This window comes from Streptomyces sp. 63XJN7_1_ISO-PGPR-S23-121, from assembly GCF_056173025.1.
The window spans coordinates 378,317-402,210 of the sequence record NZ_CM149653.1 but is presented as its reverse complement, the minus strand read 5'-3'; the positions used below and the strand labels follow the sequence as shown (position 1 = coordinate 402,210).

Below are 23,894 nucleotides of genomic sequence, written 5' to 3'. Positions count from 1 at the left end.
AACCGCCGGTAAACGGGGATCGGAAGGCGGATGACCATGGCGCAGGGCGAGGTGCTCGAATTCGAGGAGTACGTCCGCACCCGGCAGGACGCGCTGCTGCGCAGCGCCCGACGCCTGGTCCCCGACCCCGTCGACGCCCAGGACCTGCTCCAGACCGCGCTGGCGCGGACGTACCGCCGCTGGGAGACCATCGAGGACAAGCGGCTGGCGGACGCCTACCTGCGCCGGGTCATGATCAACACGCGGACCGAGTGGTGGCGGGCCCGGAAGCTGGAGGAGGTGCCGACCGAACAGCTCCCCGAGTCCTGCGTGGACGACGCCACCGAGCAGCACGCGGACCGCGCCCTGCTGATGGACGTCATGAAGGTGCTCGCCCCGAAGCAGCGCAGTGTCGTGGTGCTGCGACACTGGGAGCAGATGTCAACGGAGGAGACGGCCGCCGCCCTCGGCATGTCGGCCGGTACGGTCAAGAGCACGCTGCACCGAGCGCTCGCCCGGCTCCGCGAGGAGCTGGTCGCCCGCGATCTGGACGCACGGGCGCTGGAGCGTGAGGAGCGGGAGCGTTGCGCGGCCTGACCGACGGTCGGACACCCGGGGAGACCCGGAAGAGCGTGCAGGCGACGAGCACGGCGGTGGCCGTGTTCGTCGCCGTCGGCGTTTCCCTCTCCGGCTGCGGCGCCGGAGGGACGGGCGCCCGCGACGAGGGGCCGGCCCACGCGGACGCGGTCGGCGGTGCCGCCTCCTCCGCTTCATCGACGCCCGCGGTCAGCGCCCCCTCCCGCGTCCCCGACCGGGTCGACGCGGTCCGGCTCGTCAAGGCCGACCCCAAGGTCTCCGCGGAGGTCAAGCGCGAGCTGAAGCCGTGCGTCGCCGACGAATACCCCGTCGACGTGTCGTACGGGAAGCTGACCGCGGGCTCGGCCGAGGACGTCCTCGTCAACGTGCTGACCTGCGGTGACGCCGTGGGTGTGGGGAGCTACGTGTACCGCGAGAAGGACGGCGGGTACCAGAACGTGTTCCAGGCGGAGGAGCCTCCGGTCTACGCGGAGATCGACCGCGGCGACCTGGTGGTGACCAAGCAGGTGTACGAGAAGGGCGACCCGGTGTCGAGCCCGTCCGGCGACAACGTGATCACGTACCGCTGGTCCGCGGGCCGATTCACCGAGGCCTTCCGCACGCACAACGACTACAGCAACGCCGTCGGGGCCGCGCCGACCCCCGCTCCGGACAGCTGAGGCGCACGGCGGGTGAACCGATCGGGTTGTGAACCGATCGGGCCGCTGGGACCGATGGAGAAATGAACGCGGTGCGCGATCCCCGCGTCTGCCAAGTGACCGCACATGCGTCCGGCGACCGTGACCGCGCCCGCAACCGACCATGACAACGAGGACTGAGAGCACCGGGATGGCAGACCAGACCCACGTCCTGTTCGTCGAGGACGACGACGTCATCCGCGAGGCCACGCAGCTCGCCCTGGAGCGGGACGGCTTCGCGGTCACCGCGATGCCCGACGGGCTGTCGGGCCTGGAGGCGTTCCGCGCCGACCGCCCGGACATCGCGCTGCTGGACGTCATGCTCCCCGGCCTCGACGGCGTCAGCCTGTGCCGCCGGATCCGGGACGAGTCCACCGTCCCCGTGATCATGCTGTCGGCGCGGGCGGACTCCATCGACGTCGTGCTGGGCCTGGAGGCGGGCGCCGACGACTACGTCACCAAGCCGTTCGACGGGGCCGTCCTGGTGGCCCGCATCCGTGCCGTGCTGCGCCGCTTCGGCCACGCCGGCGGCGGCGACCGGGCCTACGCGGGGGCCGCCGTGGACACCGGGGGCGTGCTCACCTTCGGCGAGCTGGTGGTCGACACCGACGGCATGGAGGTGCGCCGGGCCGGGCACCCGGTGGCGCTCACCCCGACCGAGATGCGGCTGCTGCTGGAGTTCTCCTCCGCGCCGGGCACGGTGCTCTCGCGCGACAAGCTCCTGGAGCGCGTCTGGGACTACGGCTGGGGCGGTGACACCCGTGTCGTCGACGTCCATGTGCAGCGGCTGCGCACGAAGATCGGCCAGGACCGCATCGAGACGGTCCGCGGTTTCGGCTACAAGTTGAAGGCCTGAGCAGGGACATGCGGGGGTTCATCCGACGCCTGACCGCCTCACCCCTGAGGCGCGCGGGCATCCGTACGGGACTGCGGTGGAAGCTCAGCGCGGCCATCGCGCTGGTCGGCGCACTGGTGGCGGTCGCGCTGAGCCTGGTCGTGCACAACGCGGCCCGGGTCTCGATGCTGGACAACGCGCGTGACCTGGCGGACGACCGGGTCCTGATCGCCCAGCGCAACTACGAGCTCTCCGGCCGCCTGAACTTCCCGAACGCCCAGATCGACGACCCGCGGCTCCCGGCCGGGCTGCGGAAGAAGGTCGATGCCGGGCGGAGAGCGACCTACGTCTCCGAGCGGGCGAACGGGGTGACGGACATCTGGGCCGCCGTGCCGCTCAAGGACGGGCACGTGATGTCCCTGCACTCCGGGTTCACCGACCGCAGCGCCGACATCCTGAAGGACCTCGACCAGGCCCTGGTCATCGGCTCCATCGCGGTCGTCCTCGGCGGCAGCGCGCTCGGCGTGCTCATCGGCGGGCACCTGTCGCGCCGGCTGCGCAAGGCCGCGGCCGCGGCGAACCAGGTGGCCAAGGGCGAGCCGGACGTCCGCGTCCGGGACGCCATCGGCGGCGTCGTCCGGGACGAGACCGACGACCTCGCGAGCGCGGTGGACGCGATGGCGGACGCCCTGCAGCAGCGGCTGGAGGCCGAACGCCGGGTCACCGCGGACATCGCGCACGAGCTGCGCACCCCGGTGACCGGGCTGCTGACCGCCGCCGAGCTGCTGCCGCCGGGCCGGCCCACGGAGCTGGTGCTGGACCGCGCGAAGGCCATGCGCACGCTGGTGGAGGACGTCCTGGAGGTGGCCCGGCTGGACGGCGCCTCGGAGCGCGCCGAGCTGCAGGACATCATGCTGGGCGACTTCGTGAGCCGGCGGGTGGCGGCCAAGGACCCGGACGCCCGGGTGCTCGTGGTGCACGAGTCGGCGGTCACCACCGACCCGCGGCGCCTGGAGCGCGTGCTGTTCAATCTCCTCGCCAACGCCGCCCGGCACGGCAGGCCGCCCATCGAGGTCAGCGTCGAGGGCCGGGTGATCCGGGTCCGCGACCACGGCCCCGGCTTCCCCGAGGGCCTGCTCGCCGACGGCCCCAGCCGCTTCCGCACCGGCAGCGCCGACCGGGCCGGCCGGGGGCACGGACTGGGACTGACCATCGCGGCCGGGCAGGCCCGGGTGCTCGGCGCCCGGCTCACCTTCCGCAACATCCGGCCCGCCGGGGCGCCCGCGCACATACCGGCCGAGGGTGCGGTGGCGGTGCTGTGGCTGCCGGAGCACGCGCCGACGAACACCGGGAGCTATCCGATGCTGCCGGACCGGTCGTCGCAGGGCGTGTCCTGACGGACGGGGCGACCGGCGGCCCGGCTCACCGATCGGGGGCCCAGGAGACGCAGGGGGTGTCAGAGGCGGACCCTAGCCTTGGGCGCCATGGGGATACGGATCGACGCAGAGGTGAGCTACCCGGTCAACGACGAGGTGGAGAGGGTGCTCGGCCTGGCCGAGGCCGTCGGCGAGCCCGTCACGGTCACGTTCGTGTGGGAAGGCGGTCGGGGGACGGAGTGCGCGGTGCTCGTGCCCGCGGCCACGCTGGCCCTCTGGGAGCACTGGGCCCCTGCCGCCTACCCGCCGAGGGCCGCCGCCGACCAGGCCGTGGCGGAGGAGCCGGAGCTGGCTCACCCGGCGGAGTACGGCGCTTTCACACTCTTCCGCCGTCGCGTGGGAGGCCGCACGGCGGTCGTCCGCGGCGGCGTGGTGGTCGCCGAGCTGCTGGACCCGGGCGAGGCGCACTGGCTCGAGGAGCAGGCCCGCAACGTCCGCCAGGGCTTCATGGACCCGAAGCAGAAGGCGGCGTTCGAGGAGTTCCTCGCCCGGCAGGCGGCCCTGGAGGAGTGAGGGGCACAGCGGCCGGCGCAGGCCGTCGACGAAGCCTGCCAGGCACCCGCCCCGACGGTGACGACCGGCCGGCCGGGTTCCTGCTGTCCCGCACGATGACCGACCGGTGGGGCGTCGCGCCGTATCCGGACGGGCGGGGCAGGACGGTGTGGTCCGAGTGCGTCGGCACAGCGGACGAGGAAGGCCCCCGGGCGGCCGAAGCCGTCCGGGGGCCTCGTGAGGGGGCAGGCGGACCGCCGCGAGGTCAGACCGTCTCGGGCACCGATGCCTTCGCCGTGGCCGGGCCGTCACCGTCGGCCGGGGCGTCGGCCGCCTTCGGGCCCGCGCCCTTGAGCGGGACCTCCTTGACGAAGACCGCCGCGACCAGCGCGAACACGGCCACCGCCGAGCCCAGCAGGAACGCTCCGTGCGTACCGGACGACACCGCGTGCTGGTAGGCCTCGCGCGCCGCGTCCGGCAGCTTGGCCAGCCTCGCCGCGTCCAGCTGCGCCGACTGCTCGGTCACCTTGGAGCCCAGCGCCCCGGCCCGCTCGGCCATGACGTCCTGGACACGGTGGTTGAACAGGGCGCCCATGATGGCGACGCCGAAGGACGAGCCGAGGGTGCGCAGGAGCGTGGTGGACGAGGACGCCACGCCCATGTCCTTCATCTCCACGCTGTTCTGCGCCACCAGCATGGTGATCTGCATCAGGCAGCCCATGCCGAGACCGACCACGGCCATGTAGAGGCCGGAGGTGAAGCGGCTGGTGCCGGTGTCCATCAGCGACAGCAGGAACAGCCCGACGGTCATCAGCGCGCTGCCGGCCACGGGGAAGACCTTGTAGCGGCCGGTGCTCGTGGTCACCCGCCCGGCGACCATCGAGGTGACGAGCATCGCGCCCAGCATCGGCAGCAGCAGCAGCCCGGAGTTGGTGGCCGAGGCGCCCTGCACCGCCTGCTGGTACAGCGGCAGGAAGAGGGTGGCGCCGAACATCACGAAGCCGGTGACGAAGCCGATGAGGGACATCAGCGTGAAGTTGCGGCTGCGGAAGATGTGCGGCGGCACGATCGGCTCGGTGGCCCTGGTCTGCCAGAACACGAATCCGACCAGCGCGGCGACCCCGATGCCGATCAGCTCCATGATGCGCGCGGAGGTCCAGGCGTACTCCGTGCCGCCCCAGGTGGTCACCAGCACGATCGCGGTGATGCCGACGGTCAGCAGCGCGGCGCCCAGATAGTCGATGCGCGCGTCGCTGCGCTTCTTCGGCAGGTGCAGTACGGCGCTGATGGCGACCAGCGCGACCGCGCCGAGCGGCAGGTTGATGTAGAAGGCCCAGCGCCAGCCCCAGTGGTCGGTGATGGTGCCGCCGACCAGCGGTCCGCCGATCATCGCCAGCGCCATGACGCCGGCCATCATGCCCTGGTACTTGCCGCGCTCCCGCGGCGGGATCAGGTCGCCGATGATCGCCATGACGCCGACCATCAGACCGCCGGCACCGAGGCCCTGGACGGCGCGGAAGCCGATGAGCTGGCCCATGTCCTGGGCCATGCCGCTGAGCGCCGAGCCGGCCAGGAAGATCACGATGGAGGTCATGAACGAGCCCTTGCGCCCGTACATGTCGCCGATCTTGCCCCACAGCGGGGTGGACGCGGCGGTGGCGAGGGTATAGGAGGTCACCACCCACGACAGGTGTTCCAGACCGCCCAGCTCACCGACGATCGTCGGCATCGCCGTGCCGATGATCATGTTGTCGAGCATCGCGAGCATCATCGCGATCATGAGTGCGAGCAGGACCACCCGCACGCTCCTCGGCTGTTTCCCGCCCTCGGTGTCGACGGCCCTGCCCGTCGGTGTGTCCGACATCGCTGCCACTCCCCCAGCTACCGCTGCACTTCAGCTACTTACTTGCCGACCGGCAAGTTGACTACACTGAGGAAGGTAGACGCGTAACTAGCCGGGCGTCAAGTAAGTTTTCCGGAACGTGCGCGGAGCGGGAGGTGCGTAGGAGGATGGGCGGCACGATGGACAGCACCAAGCAGCAGCGACGCCGCGGGGACACCCGCCAGCGCATCCAGGACGTGGCACTCGGGCTCTTCGCCGAGCAGGGCTACGAGAAGACCTCGCTCCGTGAGATCGCCGAGCGCCTCGACGTCACCAAGGCGGCGCTGTACTACCACTTCAAGACCAAGGAAGAGATCCTCGTCAGCATCTTCGAGGACCTCACGCGGCCGATCGAGGACCTGATCGAGTGGGGCCGGCTCCAGCCGCACACGCTGGAGACCAAGCAGGAGATCGTCCGCCGCTACAGCGAGGTGCTCTCGGGCGCGGCACCGCTCTTCCGCTTCATGCAGGAGAACCAGGCCGCGATCCGGGAGCTGCGCATCGGGGAGATGTTCAAGACCCGCATGCTGGGCCTGCGGGACATCCTCATAGACCCGGAAGCGGACCTGGTCGACCAGGTCCGCTGTGTCAGTGCGATGTTCACGCTGCACGCCGGGATGTTCGTCCTCCAGGACATGGAGAGCGACCCCGAGAAGAGGCGCGAGGCCGTGCTCGAGGTCGCCACCGACCTGGTGGTCCAGGCGCACCGGGGAGCCGGGGAGCTCCTGACCGGCCGCGTTCGGCCGGCCGGGACCCGATGGTCCCGGCCGGCCGGTCACGTCATGCTCAGACGGTCACGCCGTGGCCGCGCAGGAAGGCGACCGGGTCGACGGCGGAGCCGTAGTTCGGGGTCGTGCGGATCTCGAAGTGCAGGTGCGGACCGCTGGAGTTACCGGTGTTGCCGGACTTGGCGATGTGCTGGCCGGTCTTGACGACCTGGCCGATCTTCACGTCGATCCGCGACAGGTGGGCGTACTGGGAGTACGTGCCGTTGCCGTGCTTGATGACGATGGCGTTGCCGTAGGCGGGGCCGTCACCGGCGCCGTTGCCGCCGGCCTTGACGACGGTGCCGCCGTGGGCGGCCATGACGTTGGTGCCGATCGGCACGGCGAAGTCCTGGCCGCTGTGCTTGTGCGCCCACATGCCACCGTTCTGGGCGAACTTGGCGCTGAGCGCGTACTTCTTCACCGGGTCCACCCAGGAGGCCGCCTTCTTCTTGGCGACGGCCTTCTTGGCGCTCGCGGCGGCCTTCTCGGCCTTCGCCGCCTTGGCCTGCGCCGCGGCCTGGGCCTCGACGGCGTTCGCGACGGTGGAGGTACCGGAAGCCGCCGTGGTGCCACTGGCGGCCGCGACCCCTGCTCCCAGCGCGACCGAGGCTCCGAGACCGGCGGCCATCACGGCGGCGCGGGTGCGGACGGTGGTCGTACGGGAAGAGCGGGACGTGACACGCGAGAACATTCGAACCTCATGGGGACGGGAACACAGGAACGCCCCTCGGCGGATGCACAGGCACTCACCGGGCGGGCTCCACCTTGGTAACCCGCCGGGCCGTACCAGCACAAAGGTGTGATCTACTACCACATCTAGTACTTCAGCATGAAACTTACCGACCCATGACAGAGCTTCCATAACGGACAGAACCAGCTCAGAGCCCTGCAAACAGGCCACCCCTTCGGGGCAATGTGTCCGTTTTCGTATTTCTTGCGCTCTCCACTATTCCTCGTAGTACCGGGCAAATCGCCTGTGCGGCATGTCACCGGCGGCCCCGGTGGAGGGGGTGGTGAATGTGACCCGGGCTACTCCGCTCCGGCCCGACACGCCCCTCACGCAAGGGCGTTGGAGCACCCCGAATCGTGGCCGAGGCCACACCGATCGGGCCCTTCACGTGCCACTACTCGCCAGTAACCCAATCGTTGCCGTCCCGCCACTTGTCTGGGCAAACATGCACGCGTCAATTTTGTGCCGTCAGGCATCCGCGCAGGCATGAGAGGACCCCACCCCCCATGACCGAACAGAACGGACGGACCGGACAGGCCGGGCGGGCGAGACGGACCGGGCACACCTGGAAGCGGGCCCTCGGCGCCGCCACGGTCACCGGTGCCGCACTCGCGATGGCCGTCACACCGGCCGAGGCGGCCCCCGCCGCGGCCGCCACGACGTCCGCGGCCGCTGCCACGGCCGTCGACTACGCCACCTGGCAGCGGGACTGCCGGGCCGTGATGGACCAGGCCCTGCCGTACCTGAAGGAGCGCATCGCCGACGCCGCCCCCGGCGAGAAGCAGGCGATCGTCCTCGACATCGACAACACCTCCCTGGAGACCGACTTCGGCTTCCGCTACCCGCAGCCCGCCAACCGCCCGGTGCTGGAGGCCGCCCGGTACGCCCAGGAGCACGGTGTCGCCCTGTTCTTCGTGACCGCCCGCCCGGGCATCGTCGGGGCGCCCACCGAGTGGAACCTCGACCACGCCGGCTACGAGTCCTCCGGCCTCTACGTCCGCGGCTTCCTCGACCTGTTCCGCGACGTCGCCGAGTACAAGACCGCGCAGCGCGCCGACATCGAGTCGAAGGGCTACACGATCATCGCCAACATCGGCAACACGCCCACCGACCTGTCGGGCGGCCACGCCGAGAGGGCCTTCAAACTGCCGGACTACGACGGCCAGTTGTCCTGACCCCCGGATAGGCTCCCCTCGACGACCGACCACGGGGGTGGCGCATGGAACCGGCGGTACTCGGCGGCAAGTTGGCGTCCGGCCTGGTCGCCCCGCTGGTGAAGAAGCTGTTCGTCACGGGCGGCCCCGGCGCCGGACTGACCGACAGGCCGGTCCGGCTGGACCGCCTCGTCTCCTCCCGGGGCGAGCGCCGCCGCCTCGGCGAGGCGGAGGTGCGGGGGCTCGCCGGGCGGCTGGTCGGGGCGGCCCTGGACTCCCCCGGCGAGCCGCCCTTCCCCCGCGACGAGGCGGACGCCGTCACCGAGGCCCTGACGGCCCGTCTGCTCGCCCTCGGCGAGCTCGACATGGACGACGGTCCAGGCGGTCCGGCTGGGCCACCGGGAGCTGACCGCCCGGCTGCGGCGACACGCTCCGGGAGCGGGTGACGGGCTGCCGGCCGACGCCGGCCACTTCCTCGACTCCGCGACGGAGTGGGCCTGCCTGCACATCCTGGAGTTCTTCACCCGGCGCTCGACCTTCGTCGCGCGGACGCTGGTGGAGCAGACCCGTGCCCAGGCGGAACTGATCGCCAAGGTGAACGAGCTGATCGCCCGCACGCCCCGCCCCGACGCCCGCGACACCGCGTTCGAGCGCCGCTACCTCCCCTACGTCGCCGCGCGCCACAACCACCTCGCCATCTACGGCCTCGACCTCCGCGACTCCCCCGACCGCTGGCCCCTCGAAGTCGCGTACCTGAGCCTGGAGGCGGCCACCGACGGGGAACCCGGCCGGGACACCGTGCCCGGTGACAACGCACCGGCCCGCGCCGGACGGATTCCCGCCGACGCGGCGCTCGACAAGGAACCCCGTGTGCTCCCGCTGCTGACGGACCTGGACGCCCTGGGCCGCTTCACGTCGCTGACGCGGCTGGCGTACTACAAGTGCCCGAACGCACGCGGCCTGGACCGGCTGGCGGGGCTCGGCCTGACCGAACTCGTCCTCGGCGCCGACACCGACCCCTCGGGGATCCGGTCCCTCACGTCCTTGACCCTGCTCTCGCTGACTCCGGAGCTGCCGGGCGCCGGTCTCACCGAGTCACTGCCCGCCGACGCCCCGCTGAGCTTCCTCTACCTGGGCGACACGTGCACGGAGCCGGGCGGGCTGCTGGGGCTCGGCCACTGGAGGACGCTGCAGACCCTCAGTCTCGGCGCACTGACCTCGGAGCTGACGGAGGACGACTGGCGGGAGGTCGCCTCCCTGCCCGCGCTCACCCACCTGTACCTGAACGCGGCGATCCTCCGGGAGGTGCCGGCCTCCATCGGCCGTATGCCCGAGCTGCCGGGCGTCGAGGTACTGATGGTCCACGACATGGAGGGCACCGAACACCTCGCGGCGCTCGCGGCCCGGCTGCCGGACCTGCACCGGGTGACCCTCGCGAACCGCCTCGGTCACTCCTTCCCCATGTCCGGCTTCCGTCCGCTCTTCCCCGGCGCCGAAGTGGTCCTGAGCGAACGCTGACCGGGCATGCGAAAGGGGCTGCCCCGGGACCGGAGTCCCGGGGCAGCCCCTTTCTCGGCTCACCCGCGGAGGGCTACGCCTCCTTGCTCAGGTTCGGCCCGGCGCCGCCGGCCGCCTGCTCGATCGGCGGGACGTCGGGGAGGGCCGCCTTCTCCTCACCCCGGAAGGTGAAGGTCTTGGTCTCGCCCTCGCCCTCGGTGTCCACGACCACGATGTGACCGGGGCGCAGCTCGCCGAAGAGGATCTTCTCCGACAGCGAGTCCTCGATCTCGCGCTGGATGGTCCGGCGCAGCGGCCGGGCGCCCAGCACGGGGTCGTAGCCCTTCCTGGACAGCAGCTCCTTGGCGGACTGGGAGAGCTCGATGCCCATGTCCCGGTCCTTCAGGCGCTCGTCCACCTTGCCGATCATCAGATCGACGATCTGCAGGATGTCCTCCTGGGTCAGCTGCGGGAAGACGACCACGTCGTCGACGCGGTTGAGGAACTCGGGGCGGAAGTGCTGCTTGAGCTCGTCCGACACCTTGTTCTTCATGCGCTCGTAGTTGGTCTTCGTGTCGCCCGCGGCGGCGAAGCCCAGGTTGAAGCCCTTGGAGATGTCCCGGGTGCCGAGGTTGGTCGTCATGATGATGACCGTGTTCTTGAAGTCCACGACCCGGCCCTGGGAGTCGGTCAGGCGACCGTCCTCCAGGATCTGCAGCAGCGAGTTGAAGATGTCCGGGTGAGCCTTCTCGACCTCGTCGAAGAGGACGACCGAGAACGGCTTGCGGCGCACCTTCTCCGTCAGCTGACCGCCCTCCTCGTAGCCCACGTAACCGGGGGGCGAACCGAAGAGACGGGAGACCGTGTGCTTCTCGCTGAACTCCGACATGTCGAGGGAGATCAGCGCGTCCTCGTCACCGAAGAGGAACTCGGCGAGCGCCTTGGACAGCTCGGTCTTACCGACACCGGACGGACCGGCGAAGATGAACGAGCCACCCGGACGCTTCGGGTCCTTCAGACCGGCGCGCGTACGGCGGATCGCCTTCGAGAGCGCCTTGACGGCGTCCTTCTGGCCGATGACCCGCTTGTGGAGCTCGTCCTCCATGCGCAGCAGGCGGGACGACTCCTCCTCCGTGAGCTTGAAGACCGGGATGCCGGTGGCGGTCGCGAGGACCTCGGCGATCAGCTCGCCGTCGACCTCGGCGACGACGTCCATGTCGCCGGCCTTCCACTCCTTCTCCCGCTTGGCCTTGGCGGCCAGGAGCTGCTTCTCCTTGTCGCGCAGGGAAGCGGCCTTCTCGAAGTCCTGCGAGTCGATCGCGGACTCCTTGTCGCGGCGGACGCCGGCGATCTTCTCGTCGAACTCGCGGAGGTCCGGCGGCGCGGTCATCCGGCGGATGCGCATCCGGGAACCGGCCTCGTCGATCAGGTCGATCGCCTTGTCCGGCAGGAAGCGGTCCGAGATGTAGCGGTCGGCCAGCGTCGCGGCCTGGACGAGGGCCTCGTCCGTGATGGAGACGCGGTGGTGCGCCTCGTACCGGTCACGCAGACCCTTGAGGATCTCGATCGTGTGCGGCAGCGACGGCTCCGCGACCTGGATCGGCTGGAAGCGGCGCTCGAGGGCCGCGTCCTTCTCCAGGTGCTTGCGGTACTCGTCCAGCGTGGTCGCACCGATGGTCTGGAGCTCACCGCGGGCCAGCATCGGCTTCAGGATCGAGGCGGCGTCGATGGCGCCCTCGGCGGCACCCGCACCGACCAGCGTGTGCAGCTCGTCGATGAACAGGATGATGTCGCCGCGGGTGCGGATCTCCTTGAGCACCTTCTTCAGGCGCTCCTCGAAGTCACCGCGGTAGCGGGAGCCGGCAACCAGCGCGCCCAGGTCCAGGGTGTAGAGGTGCTTGTCCTTGAGGGTCTCGGGCACCTCGCCCTTGACGATGGCCTGCGCGAGGCCCTCGACGACGGCGGTCTTGCCGACGCCGGGCTCACCGATCAGCACCGGGTTGTTCTTGGTGCGGCGGGACAGCACCTGCATGACCCGCTCGATCTCCTTCTCGCGCCCGATGACCGGGTCGAGCTTGGACTCACGAGCGGCCTGGGTGAGGTTCCGGCCGAACTGGTCGAGGACCAGGGACGTCGAGGGGGTGCCCTCGGCAGGCCCGCCGGCGGTGGCGGTCTCCTTGCCCTGGTAACCGGAGAGCAACTGGATGACCTGCTGCCGCACCCGGTTCAGATCTGCGCCCAGCTTGACCAGGACCTGGGCGGCGACGCCCTCGCCCTCGCGGATCAGGCCGAGCAGGATGTGCTCCGTGCCGATGTAGTTGTGGCCCAGCTGAAGCGCCTCGCGGAGCGACAGCTCCAGCACCTTCTTGGCACGGGGGGTGAAGGGGATGTGACCCGACGGGGCCTGCTGGCCCTGCCCGATGATCTCCTCCACCTGCTGGCGGACCGCCTCGAGCGAAATCCCGAGGCTCTCAAGGGCCTTGGCGGCGACACCCTCACCCTCGTGGATCAGGCCCAGGAGGATGTGCTCGGTGCCGATGTAGTTGTGGTTGAGCATCCGGGCTTCTTCCTGAGCCAGGACGACAACCCGCCGCGCGCGGTCGGTGAACCTCTCGAACATCGTTAATCGCTCCTCAGAGCGGTCAGGCAGTGGGGGGAACTTCCCCTCCCTGTCCTTCCGCAGCTTAGTCCCGCGAGCGGGGACCGCTCATTCCAACTGCCGACACCGTCGATGGCCTCCTGACCCCTGACGCCGACATCTGCCACAACCCGATGGTGCGAGACGATGTTCCCGCAGGCCAGGCACTTACCCCGCTCGCCAGTACGCCCATGGCGAACGTGAGACGGCCCAATCTGCGTGTCGCCCCCTCCCACTAGGGATGTCTTACCCGCTGGGACTGACACTCCATGCCGCGCGCACCGGTTCCCTCCGCTACGGGCGAACAACCTTGCGCCTCCCCACGCCCCCGCGCGCCCCTTCGTCCGGAACCCGGCGCGTCCGTACGGACACCCAGCGTAACCCGAGTGCCTTTTCGACGGTTGCACGTGGCATGGCTGGCGTCCGGTCCACGACCCCCGCGGTGCCGTCCCCCCGTCGGCCGCCCGCCGGGAGCGGGGCGTGGGAGCGGGTGCGGTCCTGGTACGAGGGCGGGCTGGGCTGGCCGACGGCTCCCGGAACCCCCGTACGGCTTCGCACGGGCGTCCGTTTCGACGTCCTCGACGTGCCGGCCGAGGCCGGTCACGCGGCACTGCGGCGCCGGGAACACGGCTTTCCGGTGGCCCTCCGGGGCGAGCGGATACTGCTGCTGGTGGCCGTGGGCGGCGCGGACGAACTGCCCGGGCTGCTGGAGTGGCTGGAGTGGGGCTCCCTGGCACTCGACCTGCGGGCGGTCGGCACGGGCGGTCTCGTGGAGGCGCCCCTGCCCCCGGAACCCGGACCGGCCGGACCGTCGTCGCCGCCGGGCCCCGACGCTTCGCAGGGGGCCGCCGTGTGGCTGCGGCCCCCTGGGACGGGGAGCGAGGTCGAGGCCTCGCTGCCGACTCTGTCGGCCCCGGGGGGCGCAGGGACGGCCCCCGATCTCGCACGGCTGGTGCACACGCTGGCGACGCAAGTCCACCGGCTCCGGCTCTCCCGGCCGTCACGCTGAGGGCGAGCGGGCCCCTGGCGGACGGGCCGGAACGCGCGGGCCCGGTCGGTGGCGCGGGCCGGGCGATCAGCCGTTGGCCTCTTCGTACGCCTGCCGAATCGCCGCGGGGACGCGGCCGCGGTCGTTGACGTCGTGACCGTTCGCCTTCGCCCAGGCGCGGATCGCCGCGGTGTCCTGGCTGCCGCCCGAGGAAGCGCGCGCCTTGCCGCGGCCGCCCGAAGCGCGGCCGCCGGTCCGACGTCCGCCCTTCACGTAAGGGTCGAGAAGGCCACGGAGCTTGTCCGCATTGGCGGTGGTGAGATCGATCTCGTAGGTCTTGCCGTCCAGCGCGAACGTCACAGTCTCGTCCGCCTCGCCGCCGTCGAGGTCATCGACAAGAAGGACCTGAACCTTCTGTGCCACCGGATTTCCTTTCATCGATAACTTGAGGGGCGGGGGTCCGCCGGCGTCCGCCGTATCGCCGTCCCTTGTTATATGCAGTACTGCAGTACGCCGGAAAGCAAACCGCTTTTGCCGGAAAAACACAAACCCCCGGTGGGAACCCGTAGGCGCCACGGTCCGGAAAGGTGCGCGTTTCGGACATAGGGAACCGGCGTACGGTCCGCCGGCGCAATAAACCTGGCGGAGGGTCGCGGATGCGGATGGGATGACGGTTGCCGTTCCGGATCGCCGCGGGTCGGCTCTCGGCCGCCGTTCACAGATGCCGCCGTTCACAGATGCAGAAGCATCCGGCTGTTGCCCAAGGTGTTCGGTTTCACCCGTTCGAGACCGAGGAACTCCGCGACGCCCTCGTCATAGGAACGCAGCAGCTCGGCGTAGACATCCGTGTCGACGGGTGTCTCTCCGATCTCCACGAAGCCGTGCTTGACGAAGAAGTCCACTTCGAAGGTGAGACAGAAAACGCGGCGAACACCCAGCCGGCGTGCCGTCTCCACCAACTTCTCCAGCAACCGATGTCCGACACCGGCGCCCTTGAGGCCCGGCTTCACCGCGAGAGTCCGCACTTCCGCGAGGTCTTCCCACATCACGTGCAGGGCGCCACAGCCGACCACCTCGGCGTTGTCGTCCCGTTCCGCGACCCAGAACTCCTGGATGCTCTCGTAAAGCGTCACCATCGCTTTGTCGAGCAGGATGCGGTCACGGACGTACTCGTCGAGGAGCCGGCGTACGGCCGGGACATCGCTGGTGCGGGCCCGCCGGACGGTGATGGCATTTGACATGTGTGGACGCTATCGCTCGCCGGTGTCCGCCACCGAGCCGGGTCCCGGAGCGGGTGTTTCCGGCCCCTGCACGATGCGGATGGCGTCCCTGAGTGCCTGGCGCTGTTCCTCGCTCATCATGCCGAAGAAGGCGATGAGAGCGGCGGCGGGGTTGTCGCTCTGCGACCACGCGTCGTTCATCAGCGCGGCGGCGTAGGCGGCGCGGGTGGAGACCGCCTCATATCGATAGGCCCGGCCTTCCGCCTCGCGGCGCACCCAGCCCTTCTGATGGAGATTGTCCAGGACGGTCATGACGGTGGTGTACGCGATCGACCGTTCCTGTTGGAGATCTTCCAGGACTTCTCGAACGGTCACCGGGCGGTTCCACTTCCACACCCGCGTCATGACCGCGTCTTCGAGTTCTCCCAAGGGTCGAGGCACGCTCACGACAATAGTGGGGAAACCGGTCGATCGCGTGCGGGACGTGCGTGTTCACACGCTTTCATGGGCGAGTGGGGGCGAAAAGGGCGTACGGCTCCTCGGTGCGCGGGCACGGAGGAGCCGTACGGGGCCTTCGCCGGGGGTGGTGGTGCGGGCGGCGGTGGAGGTGGTGCGGGGAGGTCAGGCTTCCGGGTTCGCCGTCGCCCGGCGGGCGCCCTCCGCCCGTGCGAGGGCGGCGTCGACGGCCGCGTCCTCCTTGGTCTTGCTGGCTCCGCCCTGGGTCTTCACGATCACCCTGACGACGCCGATGAACAGGGCCGCCATGACGACCGGGGGCAGAAGCGCGGAGACGTAGTCCATGGATCCAGAGTAGCCAGGGCCCGTCAGCCGGCGGCGAGGTGGTGCCGGGAGCCGGCGGGGGGCGTGGTCGGCTTGCGGCGGGGGAAGACCTCGCCGGGGGTGGGGACGGGGCGTTTCGGGGTGGCCGGGGCGGGACCGGGGGCCGGCTTCTGCGCGGGCTTCGCGCCGGGCCGGGCGGCCTGGTCCTGGCCCGCGCGGCGGCCGCCGGGGAGGGCGAGGAGGCGGGTGCGCGCGGCGGGGACGGTGGGGGTGGCGGCGGCGATGACGGTGGCGGCGGCCGGGGGCGCGCAGCGGGCCAGCAGGCCGGCGGCGGCGGGGTTGCCGCGGAGCGCCCTGAGCGCGGCGAGGTCGTCCGCGACGGGGTGGTGGCCGGCACTGAGGGCCTCGTCCAGGAGGGTGAGGTAGCCGGTGACGCTGCCGGGGAGGGCGGCGCGGTACCGGGCGAGGTCGGCCAGCAGGAAGTCGCGCAGCCGGGCGCTCTCTCCCATCGCCTCGTCGAGCGACTTCGCGAGGCGGAGACAGTCCTGGACGTCCTCGCCCGAGGCGGGGCTGGGGTTCAGGGCGAGGGCGAGGGCGCGCCGGAGCACACGCAGCTCCTGGGCGCCGAACGCCATGCCGCCTCGGGATCCGTATGGCGTGGGCATGCGGCGACGATACGCGCTAATCGGACAAATTTTACATAGGGGGTGGGTGTGGCGTGGTGGGCCACTCGTATGCGTGGGCCTCCGGCGGTGGGGGCGGGCGGTGCCTGCGACGGCCTGTGCGGGTTGGGTGGGGGTGCGGAATGCCTGCGGCGGCCCGTGGCGAGTTGGGTGGGGGTGCGCGTAGCGCGGTGCGGTCTGTGGGTCGGGGCCGGGCCGGGGGGTGTCCGTCCTCGGAACGGCGCGGAATCGGTCGGCCACAGAAGTACGCGGCGCGGACGCGCCAACCGCTGCGGGCGGACACCCCCCGACCCGTCCCCTTCCCGCCGTACGCGGCTATCGGCCGCCCCGCTACGCCGTCCCGGGCTGCGGGCCGCCGCGCCGCTCGCCCCCGGCTGCGGGGCCGCCGCGCCGCTCGCCGCAACTGCGGGCAGTCGTGCCGCTGGGGCGGCACGGGTGGGCGCAGCGGCAACCCGTAGCGCCGGGACACGCGACCCACCCCCGGACCACCACGGGGGCGGGCCCCTACATCCGGGACACGTTGCGTTCGTAGACCAGCCGGAGGCCCATCAGCGTCAGCCACGGCTCGTGTTCGTCGATGACCGACGACTCGCCCAGGACCATCGGCGCCAGACCCCCCGTGGCGATGACCGTCACGTCGTCGGGGTCCGTGGCCAGCTCGCGGGCCATGCGGTTGACGACCCCGTCGACCTGGCCCGCGAAGCCGTAGACGATGCCGGACTGCATCGCCTCGACCGTGTTCTTGCCGATCACGCTGCGCGGACGCGCCACCTCGATCTTGCGGAGCTGCGCGCCCTTGACGCCGAGCGCCTCGACGGAGATCTCGATGCCGGGGGCGATGACCCCGCCGATGTACTCCCCGCGCGCGCTCACCGCGTCGAACGTCGTCGCCGTGCCGAAGTCCACGACGATCGCCGGGCCGCCGTAGAGCTCGACCGCGGCGACCGCGTTGATGATGCGGTCGGCGCCGACCTCCTTGGGGTGGTCGGTGAGGATCGGGACGCCGGTCTTGACGCCCGGTTCGACCAGGACCGCGGGGACGTCGCCGTAGTAGCGGCGGGTGACCTCGCGCAGTTCGTGCAGGACCGAGGGGACGGTCGCGCAGATGGCGATGCCGTCGATGCCGTCGCCCAGTTCGTCGCCGAGGAGCGGGTGCATGCCCATCAGGCCCTGGAGGAGGACCGCCAGCTCGTCGGCGGTGCGGCGCGAGTCCGTGGAGATGCGCCAGTGCTCGACGATGTCCTCGCCGTCGAACAGGCCCAGGACGGTGTGGGTGTTGCCCACGTCGATGGTCAGCAGCATGCCTCTACTCCGCTTCCCGCAGGTCGAGGCCGATGTCCAGGATGGGGGAGCTGTGGGTGAGGGCTCCCACGGCCAGGTAGTCGACGCCGGTGGCGGCGTACTCCTTGGCGTTGCCGAGGGTCAGGCGGCCCGAGGCCTCCAGGGCGGCCCGGCCGTCGACCAGCGCCACCGCCTCCTCGCACTCGCCCGGCGTGAAGTTGTCCAGCAGGATCAGGTCGGCGCCGGCGTCCAGGACCTCGCGCAGCTGGTGCAGCGTGTCGACCTCGACCTCGATGGGGACGTCCGGGAAGCGCTCCCGGACCGCCTGGAAGGCCGCCGCCACGCCGCCCGCGGCGACCACGTGGTTGTCCTTGACCAGGGCCGCGTCCGACAGGGACATGCGGTGGTTGACGCCGCCGCCGCAGCGGACCGCGAACTTCTCCAGCGAGCGCAGGCCCGGGGTCGTCTTGCGGGTGTCCCGGACGCGGGTCCCGGTGCCCTCGAGGGCGTCCTCCCACGCGCGCGTGGCGGTCGCGATGCCCGACAGGCGGCACAGGAGGTTGAGCGCGCTGCGCTCGGCGGTGAGCAGGTCGCGGGTGCGGGTGGTGACCGACAGGAGCTTCTGGCCGGGCTCCACCCGGTCGCCGTCCGCCACGTGCCGTTCCACTTCGAACTCGTCCGTGGCGACGATCGACAGGACCGCCTCGGCGACCCTGAGGCCCGCCACGACGCCGGCCTCGCGGGCGGTGAAGTCGGCGGTGGCCACCGCGTCCTCGGGGATGGTCGCGACCGTCGTCACGTCCACGCCGTGGGCCAGGTCCTCCTGAAGGGCGACGTTCGCGATGTCCTCGACCTCCACGGGGTCGAGGCCGGAGTCCAGCAGGAGCGCGGCGAGCGCGGGGTCGAGGCCGCACTCGAGGTAGGTCTCCGCGTCGGCGTCCGCGCCGCAGCCGCAGCCGTCGCCGCAGCCTCCGCCGGAGGCGAGGGGAAGGTCGGGGGTGTTCACTGTCGTCACTGCTCCTGGGGGCGCTGCGCCGGCCGGGGGCCGGAGGTGGTCGGGGGGAATTCTGGCGTGTCCGTGGTGTGCGCGGCGAGGGAGCAGTCCGGGTTCAGCCGTACGACGATGTGGCGGTGCCACCTCGTGTCGTCGCGGTCCGCGTGGTCCTCGCGCCAGTGGCAGCCCCGCGTCTCCTCGCGCCGGGCCGCCGCGGCCACCAGGACGCGGGCCACGCACAGGAGGTTCGTCGCCTCCCACGTGTCGACGCCCGGCTCGGCCGTCTTCCCGTTCTCGTGCAGGGCGTCGCGGGCCTCGGTGTGCAGCTGGTGAAGCTGCTCGGCGGCGCGGGTGAGGGAGTCGTCGGAGCGCAGGACGCCGGCGCCCTCGGTCATGATCCGCTGGATGGCGAAGCGGGCCTCCGGCGGGAGGAGGGGGTGCGCCGGGCGGTCCGCGTGCGGGAGCGGTGCCGGCACGCGCGCGTGGAGGGTGCCGTCCGCGTGGCTCGCCGCGACGTCGGCGGCGATGCGCTCGGCGTAGACCAGGCCCTCGAGGAGGGAGTTCGACGCGAGGCGGTTGGCGCCGTGCACGCCCGTGCAGGCGACCTCGCCGCACGCGTACAGGCCGGGGACCGTGGTGCGGCCCGAGGCGTCGGTGCGGACGCCCCCTGAGGCGTAGTGGGCGGCCGGGGCGACCGGGATCGGCTCGGTGACCGGGTCGATGCCGTGGGCGCGGCAGGCGGCGAGGATCGTCGGGAAGCGGTGCTCCCACATCTCCGCGCCGAAGTGGCGCGCGTCGAGGTACATGTGCTCGGCGCCGCGCTCCTGCATGCGGCGCATGATGCCCTTGGCGACGATGTCCCGGGGCGCCAGCTCGGCCAGTTCGTGCCGACCCAGCATGAAGCGCACGCCGTCGGCGTCCACCAGGTGGGCGCCCTCGCCGCGCACCGCCTCGGAGACCAGGGGCTGCTGGCCCTCCGCGTCCGGGCCGAGGAAGAGGACCGTGGGGTGGAACTGGACGAATTCGAGGTCGCTCACCTCGGCGCCCGCGCGCAGGGCGAGCGCGACGCCGTCCCCCGTGGAGACGGACGGGTTGGTCGTCGCCGAGTAGACCTGGCCCATGCCGCCGGTCGCCAGGACCACGGCGGGCGCGTGCACGGCGCCGACGCCGTCGTGCTGGCCCTCGCCCATGACGTGCAGGGTGACACCGGCGGTGCGGCCCGCGGCGTCCGTGAGGAGGTCGAGGACGAGGGCGTTCTCGACCGTCCGGATCCCCCGCGCTCGGACCGCCTCGACCAGGGCGCGGGAGATCTCCGCGCCCGTGGCGTCGCCGCCCGCGTGGGCGATGCGCCGGCGGTGGTGGCCGCCCTCGCGGGTGAGGGCGAGTCCGCCCCCGGACGACTCGTCGAAGTGCGCGCCGGCCGCGATGAGCCGGCGTACGGCGTCGGGGCCCTCGGTGACGAGGATGCGGACGGCCTCCGGGTCGCACAGGCCGGCGCCGGCCACCAGGGTGTCGTCGAGGTGCTGCTCGGGGGTGTCGCCCTCGCCGAGGGCGGCGGCGATGCCGCCCTGGGCCCAGCGGGTGGAGCCGTCGTCGAGGCGGGCCTTGGTGACGACGACCGTGGCCAGTCCCGCGGCCTCGCAGCGCAGCGCGGCGGTGAGGCCGGCGACGCCGGAGCCGACGACCACCACGTCCGCCGTGATGTCCCAGCCGGGCGCGGGGGCGTGCAGTCGTATGCCTGTGCTGGTCACGAGGCGGCTCCGAAGGTGAGGGGGACGTTGTCGATCAGCCGGGTGGCGCCGACCCGGGCGGCGACCGCGAGGACGGCCTCGCCCGTGTGGTCGTCGCCGATCTCGGTGAAGTCGGACGGGTCGACCAGGGCGAGGTAGTCCAGCCGCAGCGGCGGGTCGAAGCGGGCGGCGTCGTCCAGGACCAGGCGGGCGGCGGCGCGGACGGCCGTGGCGCCGCCCGGGGCGGAGGTGGCGACGGCGTGGGCGTCGGCCGCCGCGCGGGACTCGCCGAGTGCGCCGAGGGCCTCGGCACGCGCGCGCGTGGCGGGCACTTCGCGGGCCCGCGCGCGCAGCGCCTCCTGGGCCGCGTGCCGGTCGCGGCCGGCGAACAGGGCCTGGGAAAGGGCCAGGGCAGTGCGGCGCTCCTGGGGCGAGAGGAAGCGGTTGCGGCTGGAGAGGGCCAGGCCGTCCTCCTCGCGCACGGTGGGCACGCCGACGATCTCCAGGCCGAAGTTCAGGTCGTGGACCATGCGGCGGATCAGGGCGAGCTGCTGGGCGTCCTTCTGGCCGTACAGGGCCAGGTCGGGGCGGGTGAGGTGGAGCAGCTTGGCGACGACGGTGAGCATGCCGTCGAAGTGGCCGGGGCGGGAGGCGCCCTCCAGGCGTTCGCCCATGGGGCCCGCCGTGACCCGGACCTGCGGCTCGCCGCCGGGGTAGACCTCCTCGACGGACGGGGCGAAGACGACGTCCGCGCCGGCCCGCTCGGCGATCCTCAGGTCGGCGTCCAGGGTGCGCGGGTAGCGGTCCAGGTCCTCCCCGGCGCCGAACTGGAGCGGGTTGACGAAGACGGTGACGACCACCTCGCCGTCCGGGCCGACGGTGCGCCGGGCCGTACGGATCAGGGTGGCGTGGCCCTCGTGCAGGGCGCCCATGGTCATCACGACGGCCCGGCGACCGTGCCGTACGCGCGCGTGCAGCTCGTCCGCGGTGCGCAGCAGGGTGGTGGTCATCGGGCGTCTCCCTCGGTGCCGTCGGTGCCGTCGGCCGGGCGGTTCCCGTCGGCGAGTACCCCGAGGAGGTCCTCGGCGAGTTCGGGCTTGAGCAGGCCGTGGTCCAGGGCGCGGTCGGCCGTCGCGCGGGCCATCGCCACGTAGCCGGCGACGGCCTGCGGGGCGTGGGTGCGCAGTTCCACGATGTGCGCGGCGACCGTGCCCGCGTCCCCGCGTGCGACGGGGCCGGTCAGGGCCGCGTCGCCGGACCGCAGGGCGTTGTCGAGGGCGGCGCCCAGCAGCGGGCCGAGCATCCGGTCGGGGGCCTCGACGCCGGCGGTGCGCAGCAGCTCAAGGGACTGGGCGACCAGGGTGACCAGGTGGTTCGCTCCGAGCGCGAGCGCCGCGTGGTACAGGGGGCGCTTGTCCTCGGCGATCCACTCGGGCTCGCCGCCCATCTCGATGACCAGGGCCTCCGCGGCCAGCCGCAGTTCCTCGGGCGCGGTGACGCCGAAGGAGCAGCCGGCCAGGCGCTGGACGTCCACCGGGGTGCCGGTGAAGGTCATCGCCGGGTGCAGGGCGAGCGGCAGGGCGCCGGCGCGCAGGGCGGGGTCCAGGACCTTTGCGCCGTACCGCCCCGAGGTGTGCGCGATCAGCTGGCCGGGGCGCACGGCGCCGGTCTCGGCGAGCCCCGTCACCAGGCCGGGCAGCGCGTCGTCGGGGACGGTCAGCAGCACCAGTTCGGCGTGCTGGAGGACCTCGGCGGGCGTCATGAGCGGCACGTCGGGGAGCAGGGCGGCGGCGCGCCGCCTGGAGGCGTCGGAGACCCCTGAGACGGCCACCGGACGGTGTCCGGCGAGCTGGAGGGACGCGGCCAGCGCGGGGCCCACCCGGCCGGCGCCGACGACGCCTACGGTGAGCCGCGCGGGGCGGTCCTTGGGGTCTGGCTGTGGGGTTGTGTTCACGCGACTGCGGCCTTCCCGTTCCAGTCCGCTCGGGGTACCGGACGATTTCTCGTCATGTTAACGCTATCGGTCCCGGGGCGTCCGGTTGTCCACAGGCTGTGGGTTTTCGCACCCGTCTCAGGGGACCCGTCCGGCCCGGGCCCGCACGGCCCATACGCCCGCCCGCTCCGGGCCCGTGCCCGCCGGAAGCGGAAACCCCGGTGCCGGCGCCGCTTCCCGCACGGCATGATCCCGGCATGACTGGCACTGGGGAAAACGCGGAACGGACGGACGCGACGGAGGGGCGGGAGGAGCACTACCGGCGCATGCGCGAGCGGCGCGTGGCCGTCCACCGCAGCGCCGGGCGCCTGCTCGCCCGCCCGGGCTACGGCGCCACCCTGCGGGAGCGGCTCGCCCTGCTCGACGGGGCCGGGGGAGCTCTACGACCTCGACGAGGCGTCGGACCTGTACGGCAACGGCGTCGTGGAGGCGCTGGAGCGGCGGACGGCCGCCCTGCTCGGCCATGAGGACGCCGCCTTCTTCCCGACCGGGACCATGGCCCAGCAGGTGGCGCTGCGCTGCTGGGCCGGCCGCACCGGCAACCCGGTGGTGGCCCTGCACGGGCTCGGCCATCCCGAGGTGCACGAACGGAACGCCTTCAGCAGGGTCAGCGGCCTGCGCCCGGTACGGCTGACCGACGAGCCCCGGCAGCCCACCGCCGACGAGGTGCGCGACTTCGGGGAGCCGTTCGGCGCGCTCATGCTGGAGCTGCCGCTCCGTGAGGCCGGCTACCTGCTGCCCACCTGGGAGGAGCTGACCGAGGTGGTCGGGGCGGCCCGGGAGCGCGACGCGGTGGTGCACTTCGACGGCGCCCGTCTGTGGGAGTCAACCGTGCACCTCGGCCGCCCGCTGGACGAGATCGCGGGCCTCGCCGACAGCGTGTACGTCTCGTTCTACAAGTCCCTCAAGGGCTACGGCGGCGCCGCCCTGGCCGGTCCGCGCACCCTGGTGGAGGAGGCCAGGGCCTGGCGGCACCGCTACGGCGGCAACGTGTTCCAGCAGTTCCCCACGGCCCTGTCGGCGCTGGCCGGCCTGGAGCGCGAGCTGCCCCGGCTGCCGGAGTACGCGAAGCACGCGCGCGTGGTGGCCGCCGCGCTGCGCGAGGGCTTCGCGGCGGCCGGGCTGCCGTGGGCGCGGGTGCACCCGGAGGTGCCGCACACCCACGAGTTCCAGGTCTGGCTGCCGTACGACGCCGACGTCGCCGGCGAGGTCGCGATCCGGCAGGGCGAGGAGACGGGCACCCTGCTCTTCGGCCGGCCCTGGGACGCGACCGGGCCGGGCATCGCCGTCACCGAGGTCGGGATCGAGGCGGACGGCCTGGAGTGGACGGCGGACGACGTGAAGGCCGCGGTCGCGGACTTCGCCGCGCGGCTGCCCCGCTGACCCGCCCGCCCTCATGGCGGATCGCCCTCTCCGGGCACGGGGACAAGGGGTCGGTGTGCGGGCTCCGCGGCGTCCCGCCGGTCCCGGGCTGCTCCGGCCGGGCCGGCGGCGTCGCGCCGATTGACGGCGCTGGTCAATCGGCGGCGGCGTTGTCGGTG

20 protein-coding genes and 3 pseudogenes are annotated in these 23,894 nt (G+C 72.1%); 10 read left to right on the top strand and 13 right to left on the bottom strand.

Translation table 11 applies throughout. The features are described from left to right. Positions 1–36 precede the first annotated feature (36 nt). From AC0VYN_RS01920 to AC0VYN_RS01900, 5 genes are all read left to right on the top strand, one after another. A complete protein-coding gene (locus AC0VYN_RS01920) occupies positions 37–576 on the top strand; it encodes a SigE family RNA polymerase sigma factor (protein WP_475537059.1) in 540 nt (179 codons plus the stop codon). Then, positions 564–1,235 (top strand): hypothetical protein, encoded by a 672-nt coding sequence (locus AC0VYN_RS01915; protein WP_385465780.1) that lies wholly within the window; start codon positions 564–566, stop codon positions 1,233–1,235. The genes AC0VYN_RS01920 and AC0VYN_RS01915 overlap by 13 nt, the downstream gene beginning before the upstream one ends. A gap of 169 nt (positions 1,236–1,404) precedes the next feature. After that, positions 1,405–2,109 (top strand): two-component system response regulator CseB, encoded by a 705-nt coding sequence (gene cseB, locus AC0VYN_RS01910; RefSeq protein WP_475534508.1) that lies wholly within the window; start codon positions 1,405–1,407, stop codon positions 2,107–2,109. Between the two features lie 8 nt (positions 2,110–2,117). Continuing rightward, on the top strand, positions 2,118–3,485 hold the full coding sequence (cseC, locus tag AC0VYN_RS01905) for a two-component system sensor histidine kinase CseC (protein WP_385465786.1): 1,368 nt from the start codon (positions 2,118–2,120) through the stop codon (positions 3,483–3,485). A gap of 87 nt (positions 3,486–3,572) precedes the next feature. Beyond that, complete coding sequence (locus tag AC0VYN_RS01900) at positions 3,573–4,037, top strand: hypothetical protein (RefSeq protein WP_475534507.1); 465 nt, start codon at positions 3,573–3,575, stop codon at positions 4,035–4,037. Positions 4,038–4,281: 244 nt separating this feature from the next. Here the strand turns inward: AC0VYN_RS01900 and AC0VYN_RS01895 are convergent, their stop codons facing one another. Further along, positions 4,282–5,880, bottom strand: a complete 1,599-nt coding sequence (locus tag AC0VYN_RS01895; protein ID WP_475534506.1) for an MDR family MFS transporter — start codon at positions 5,878–5,880, stop codon at positions 4,282–4,284. 146 nt (positions 5,881–6,026) lie between these two features. Here AC0VYN_RS01895 and AC0VYN_RS01890 point away from each other — a divergent pair. Then, positions 6,027–6,614, top strand: a pseudogene (locus AC0VYN_RS01890) (TetR/AcrR family transcriptional regulator); the annotation flags it as partial. Between the two features lie 70 nt (positions 6,615–6,684). Here AC0VYN_RS01890 and AC0VYN_RS01885 read toward each other — a convergent pair. Continuing rightward, complete coding sequence (locus AC0VYN_RS01885) at positions 6,685–7,356, bottom strand: M23 family metallopeptidase (protein WP_475534505.1); 672 nt, start codon at positions 7,354–7,356, stop codon at positions 6,685–6,687. Positions 7,357–7,901: 545 nt separating this feature from the next. Here AC0VYN_RS01885 and AC0VYN_RS01880 point away from each other — a divergent pair. After that, the gene (locus AC0VYN_RS01880) at positions 7,902–8,570 is read left to right on the top strand and encodes an HAD family acid phosphatase (protein ID WP_475534504.1); all 669 of its coding nucleotides are present in this window, start codon (positions 7,902–7,904) and stop codon (positions 8,568–8,570) included. A 44-nt stretch (positions 8,571–8,614) separates the two neighbouring features. Further along, a pseudogene (locus AC0VYN_RS01875) lies at positions 8,615–9,425 on the top strand (NACHT N-terminal Helical domain 1-containing protein); the annotation flags it as partial. Positions 9,426–10,140: 715 nt separating this feature from the next. Here the strand turns inward: AC0VYN_RS01875 and AC0VYN_RS01870 are convergent. Beyond that, positions 10,141–12,666 carry an ATP-dependent Clp protease ATP-binding subunit gene (locus tag AC0VYN_RS01870; protein WP_475534503.1) on the bottom strand — a complete coding sequence of 842 codons (2,526 nt, stop codon included), beginning with the start codon at positions 12,664–12,666 and terminating at the stop codon, positions 10,141–10,143. A 430-nt stretch (positions 12,667–13,096) separates the two neighbouring features. Here AC0VYN_RS01870 and AC0VYN_RS01865 point away from each other — a divergent pair, with 430 nt between their 5' ends. Then, a complete protein-coding gene (locus AC0VYN_RS01865) occupies positions 13,097–13,693 on the top strand; it encodes an SCO3374 family protein (protein WP_475534502.1) in 597 nt (198 codons plus the stop codon). Positions 13,694–13,759: 66 nt separating this feature from the next. Here AC0VYN_RS01865 and AC0VYN_RS01860 read toward each other — a convergent pair whose 3' ends face one another. From AC0VYN_RS01860 to AC0VYN_RS01815, 10 genes are all read right to left on the bottom strand, one after another. Further along, positions 13,760–14,095, bottom strand: coding sequence for a histone-like nucleoid-structuring protein Lsr2 (locus tag AC0VYN_RS01860; RefSeq protein ID WP_385472339.1), 336 nt, complete (start codon positions 14,093–14,095; stop codon positions 13,760–13,762). 308 nt (positions 14,096–14,403) lie between these two features. Further along, positions 14,404–14,913 carry an amino-acid N-acetyltransferase gene (locus tag AC0VYN_RS01855; protein ID WP_475534501.1) on the bottom strand — a complete coding sequence of 170 codons (510 nt, stop codon included), beginning with the start codon at positions 14,911–14,913 and terminating at the stop codon, positions 14,404–14,406. Between the two features lie 9 nt (positions 14,914–14,922). Beyond that, a complete protein-coding gene (locus AC0VYN_RS01850) occupies positions 14,923–15,321 on the bottom strand; it encodes a BlaI/MecI/CopY family transcriptional regulator (protein ID WP_385472356.1) in 399 nt (132 codons plus the stop codon). Between the two features lie 192 nt (positions 15,322–15,513). After that, complete coding sequence (locus AC0VYN_RS01845; protein WP_385472345.1) at positions 15,514–15,693, bottom strand: hypothetical protein; 180 nt, start codon at positions 15,691–15,693, stop codon at positions 15,514–15,516. 23 nt (positions 15,694–15,716) lie between these two features. Further along, on the bottom strand, positions 15,717–16,307 hold the full coding sequence (locus tag AC0VYN_RS01840; protein WP_475537058.1) for a hypothetical protein: 591 nt from the start codon (positions 16,305–16,307) through the stop codon (positions 15,717–15,719). Positions 16,308–16,859: 552 nt separating this feature from the next. After that, positions 16,860–17,657, bottom strand: a complete 798-nt coding sequence (locus AC0VYN_RS01835; protein ID WP_384690252.1) for a type III pantothenate kinase — start codon at positions 17,655–17,657, stop codon at positions 16,860–16,862. 4 nt (positions 17,658–17,661) lie between these two features. Next, entirely contained in the window at positions 17,662–18,642 is a 981-nt protein-coding gene (gene nadC / locus AC0VYN_RS01830) for a carboxylating nicotinate-nucleotide diphosphorylase (protein ID WP_475537057.1), read from the bottom strand. Positions 18,643–18,647: 5 nt separating this feature from the next. Beyond that, entirely contained in the window at positions 18,648–20,381 is a 1,734-nt protein-coding gene (locus AC0VYN_RS01825) for an L-aspartate oxidase (protein ID WP_475534500.1), read from the bottom strand. After that, positions 20,378–21,370 carry a pantoate--beta-alanine ligase gene (gene panC, locus AC0VYN_RS01820; RefSeq protein ID WP_475534499.1) on the bottom strand — a complete coding sequence of 331 codons (993 nt, stop codon included), beginning with the start codon at positions 21,368–21,370 and terminating at the stop codon, positions 20,378–20,380. Before panC ends, AC0VYN_RS01825 begins: the two co-directional genes overlap by 4 nt. Then, complete coding sequence (locus AC0VYN_RS01815) at positions 21,367–22,314, bottom strand: Rossmann-like and DUF2520 domain-containing protein (protein ID WP_475534498.1); 948 nt, start codon at positions 22,312–22,314, stop codon at positions 21,367–21,369. Before AC0VYN_RS01815 ends, panC begins: the two co-directional genes overlap by 4 nt. Before the next feature lie 236 nt (positions 22,315–22,550). Between AC0VYN_RS01815 and AC0VYN_RS01810 the strand changes: the two are divergent. After that, positions 22,551–23,736: pseudogene (locus tag AC0VYN_RS01810) on the top strand (threonine aldolase family protein). Positions 23,737–23,894: the final 158 nt, after the last annotated feature.

Bases quoted from the DNA above. Each gene is read 5' to 3' on its own strand.
- AC0VYN_RS01920 (WP_475537059.1), top strand. From the start codon at position 37: ATGGCGCAGGGCGAGGTGCTCGAATTCGAGGAGTACGTCCGCACCCGG.
- cseB (WP_475534508.1), top strand. From the start codon at position 1,405: ATGGCAGACCAGACCCACGTCCTGTTCGTCGAGGACGACGACGTCATC.
- cseC (WP_385465786.1), top strand. From the start codon at position 2,118: ATGCGGGGGTTCATCCGACGCCTGACCGCCTCACCCCTGAGGCGCGCG.
- AC0VYN_RS01900 (WP_475534507.1), top strand. From the start codon at position 3,573: ATGGGGATACGGATCGACGCAGAGGTGAGCTACCCGGTCAACGACGAG.
- AC0VYN_RS01895 (WP_475534506.1), bottom strand. From the start codon at position 5,880: ATGTCGGACACACCGACGGGCAGGGCCGTCGACACCGAGGGCGGGAAA.
- AC0VYN_RS01885 (WP_475534505.1), bottom strand. From the start codon at position 7,356: ATGTTCTCGCGTGTCACGTCCCGCTCTTCCCGTACGACCACCGTCCGC.
- AC0VYN_RS01880 (WP_475534504.1), top strand. From the start codon at position 7,902: ATGACCGAACAGAACGGACGGACCGGACAGGCCGGGCGGGCGAGACGG.
- AC0VYN_RS01870 (WP_475534503.1), bottom strand. From the start codon at position 12,666: ATGTTCGAGAGGTTCACCGACCGCGCGCGGCGGGTTGTCGTCCTGGCT.
- AC0VYN_RS01865 (WP_475534502.1), top strand. From the start codon at position 13,097: ATGGCTGGCGTCCGGTCCACGACCCCCGCGGTGCCGTCCCCCCGTCGG.
- AC0VYN_RS01855 (WP_475534501.1), bottom strand. From the start codon at position 14,913: ATGTCAAATGCCATCACCGTCCGGCGGGCCCGCACCAGCGATGTCCCG.
- AC0VYN_RS01845 (WP_385472345.1), bottom strand. From the start codon at position 15,693: ATGGACTACGTCTCCGCGCTTCTGCCCCCGGTCGTCATGGCGGCCCTG.
- AC0VYN_RS01840 (WP_475537058.1), bottom strand. From the start codon at position 16,307: ATGGCGTTCGGCGCCCAGGAGCTGCGTGTGCTCCGGCGCGCCCTCGCC.
- AC0VYN_RS01835 (WP_384690252.1), bottom strand. From the start codon at position 17,657: ATGCTGCTGACCATCGACGTGGGCAACACCCACACCGTCCTGGGCCTG.
- panC (WP_475534499.1), bottom strand. From the start codon at position 21,370: ATGACCACCACCCTGCTGCGCACCGCGGACGAGCTGCACGCGCGCGTA.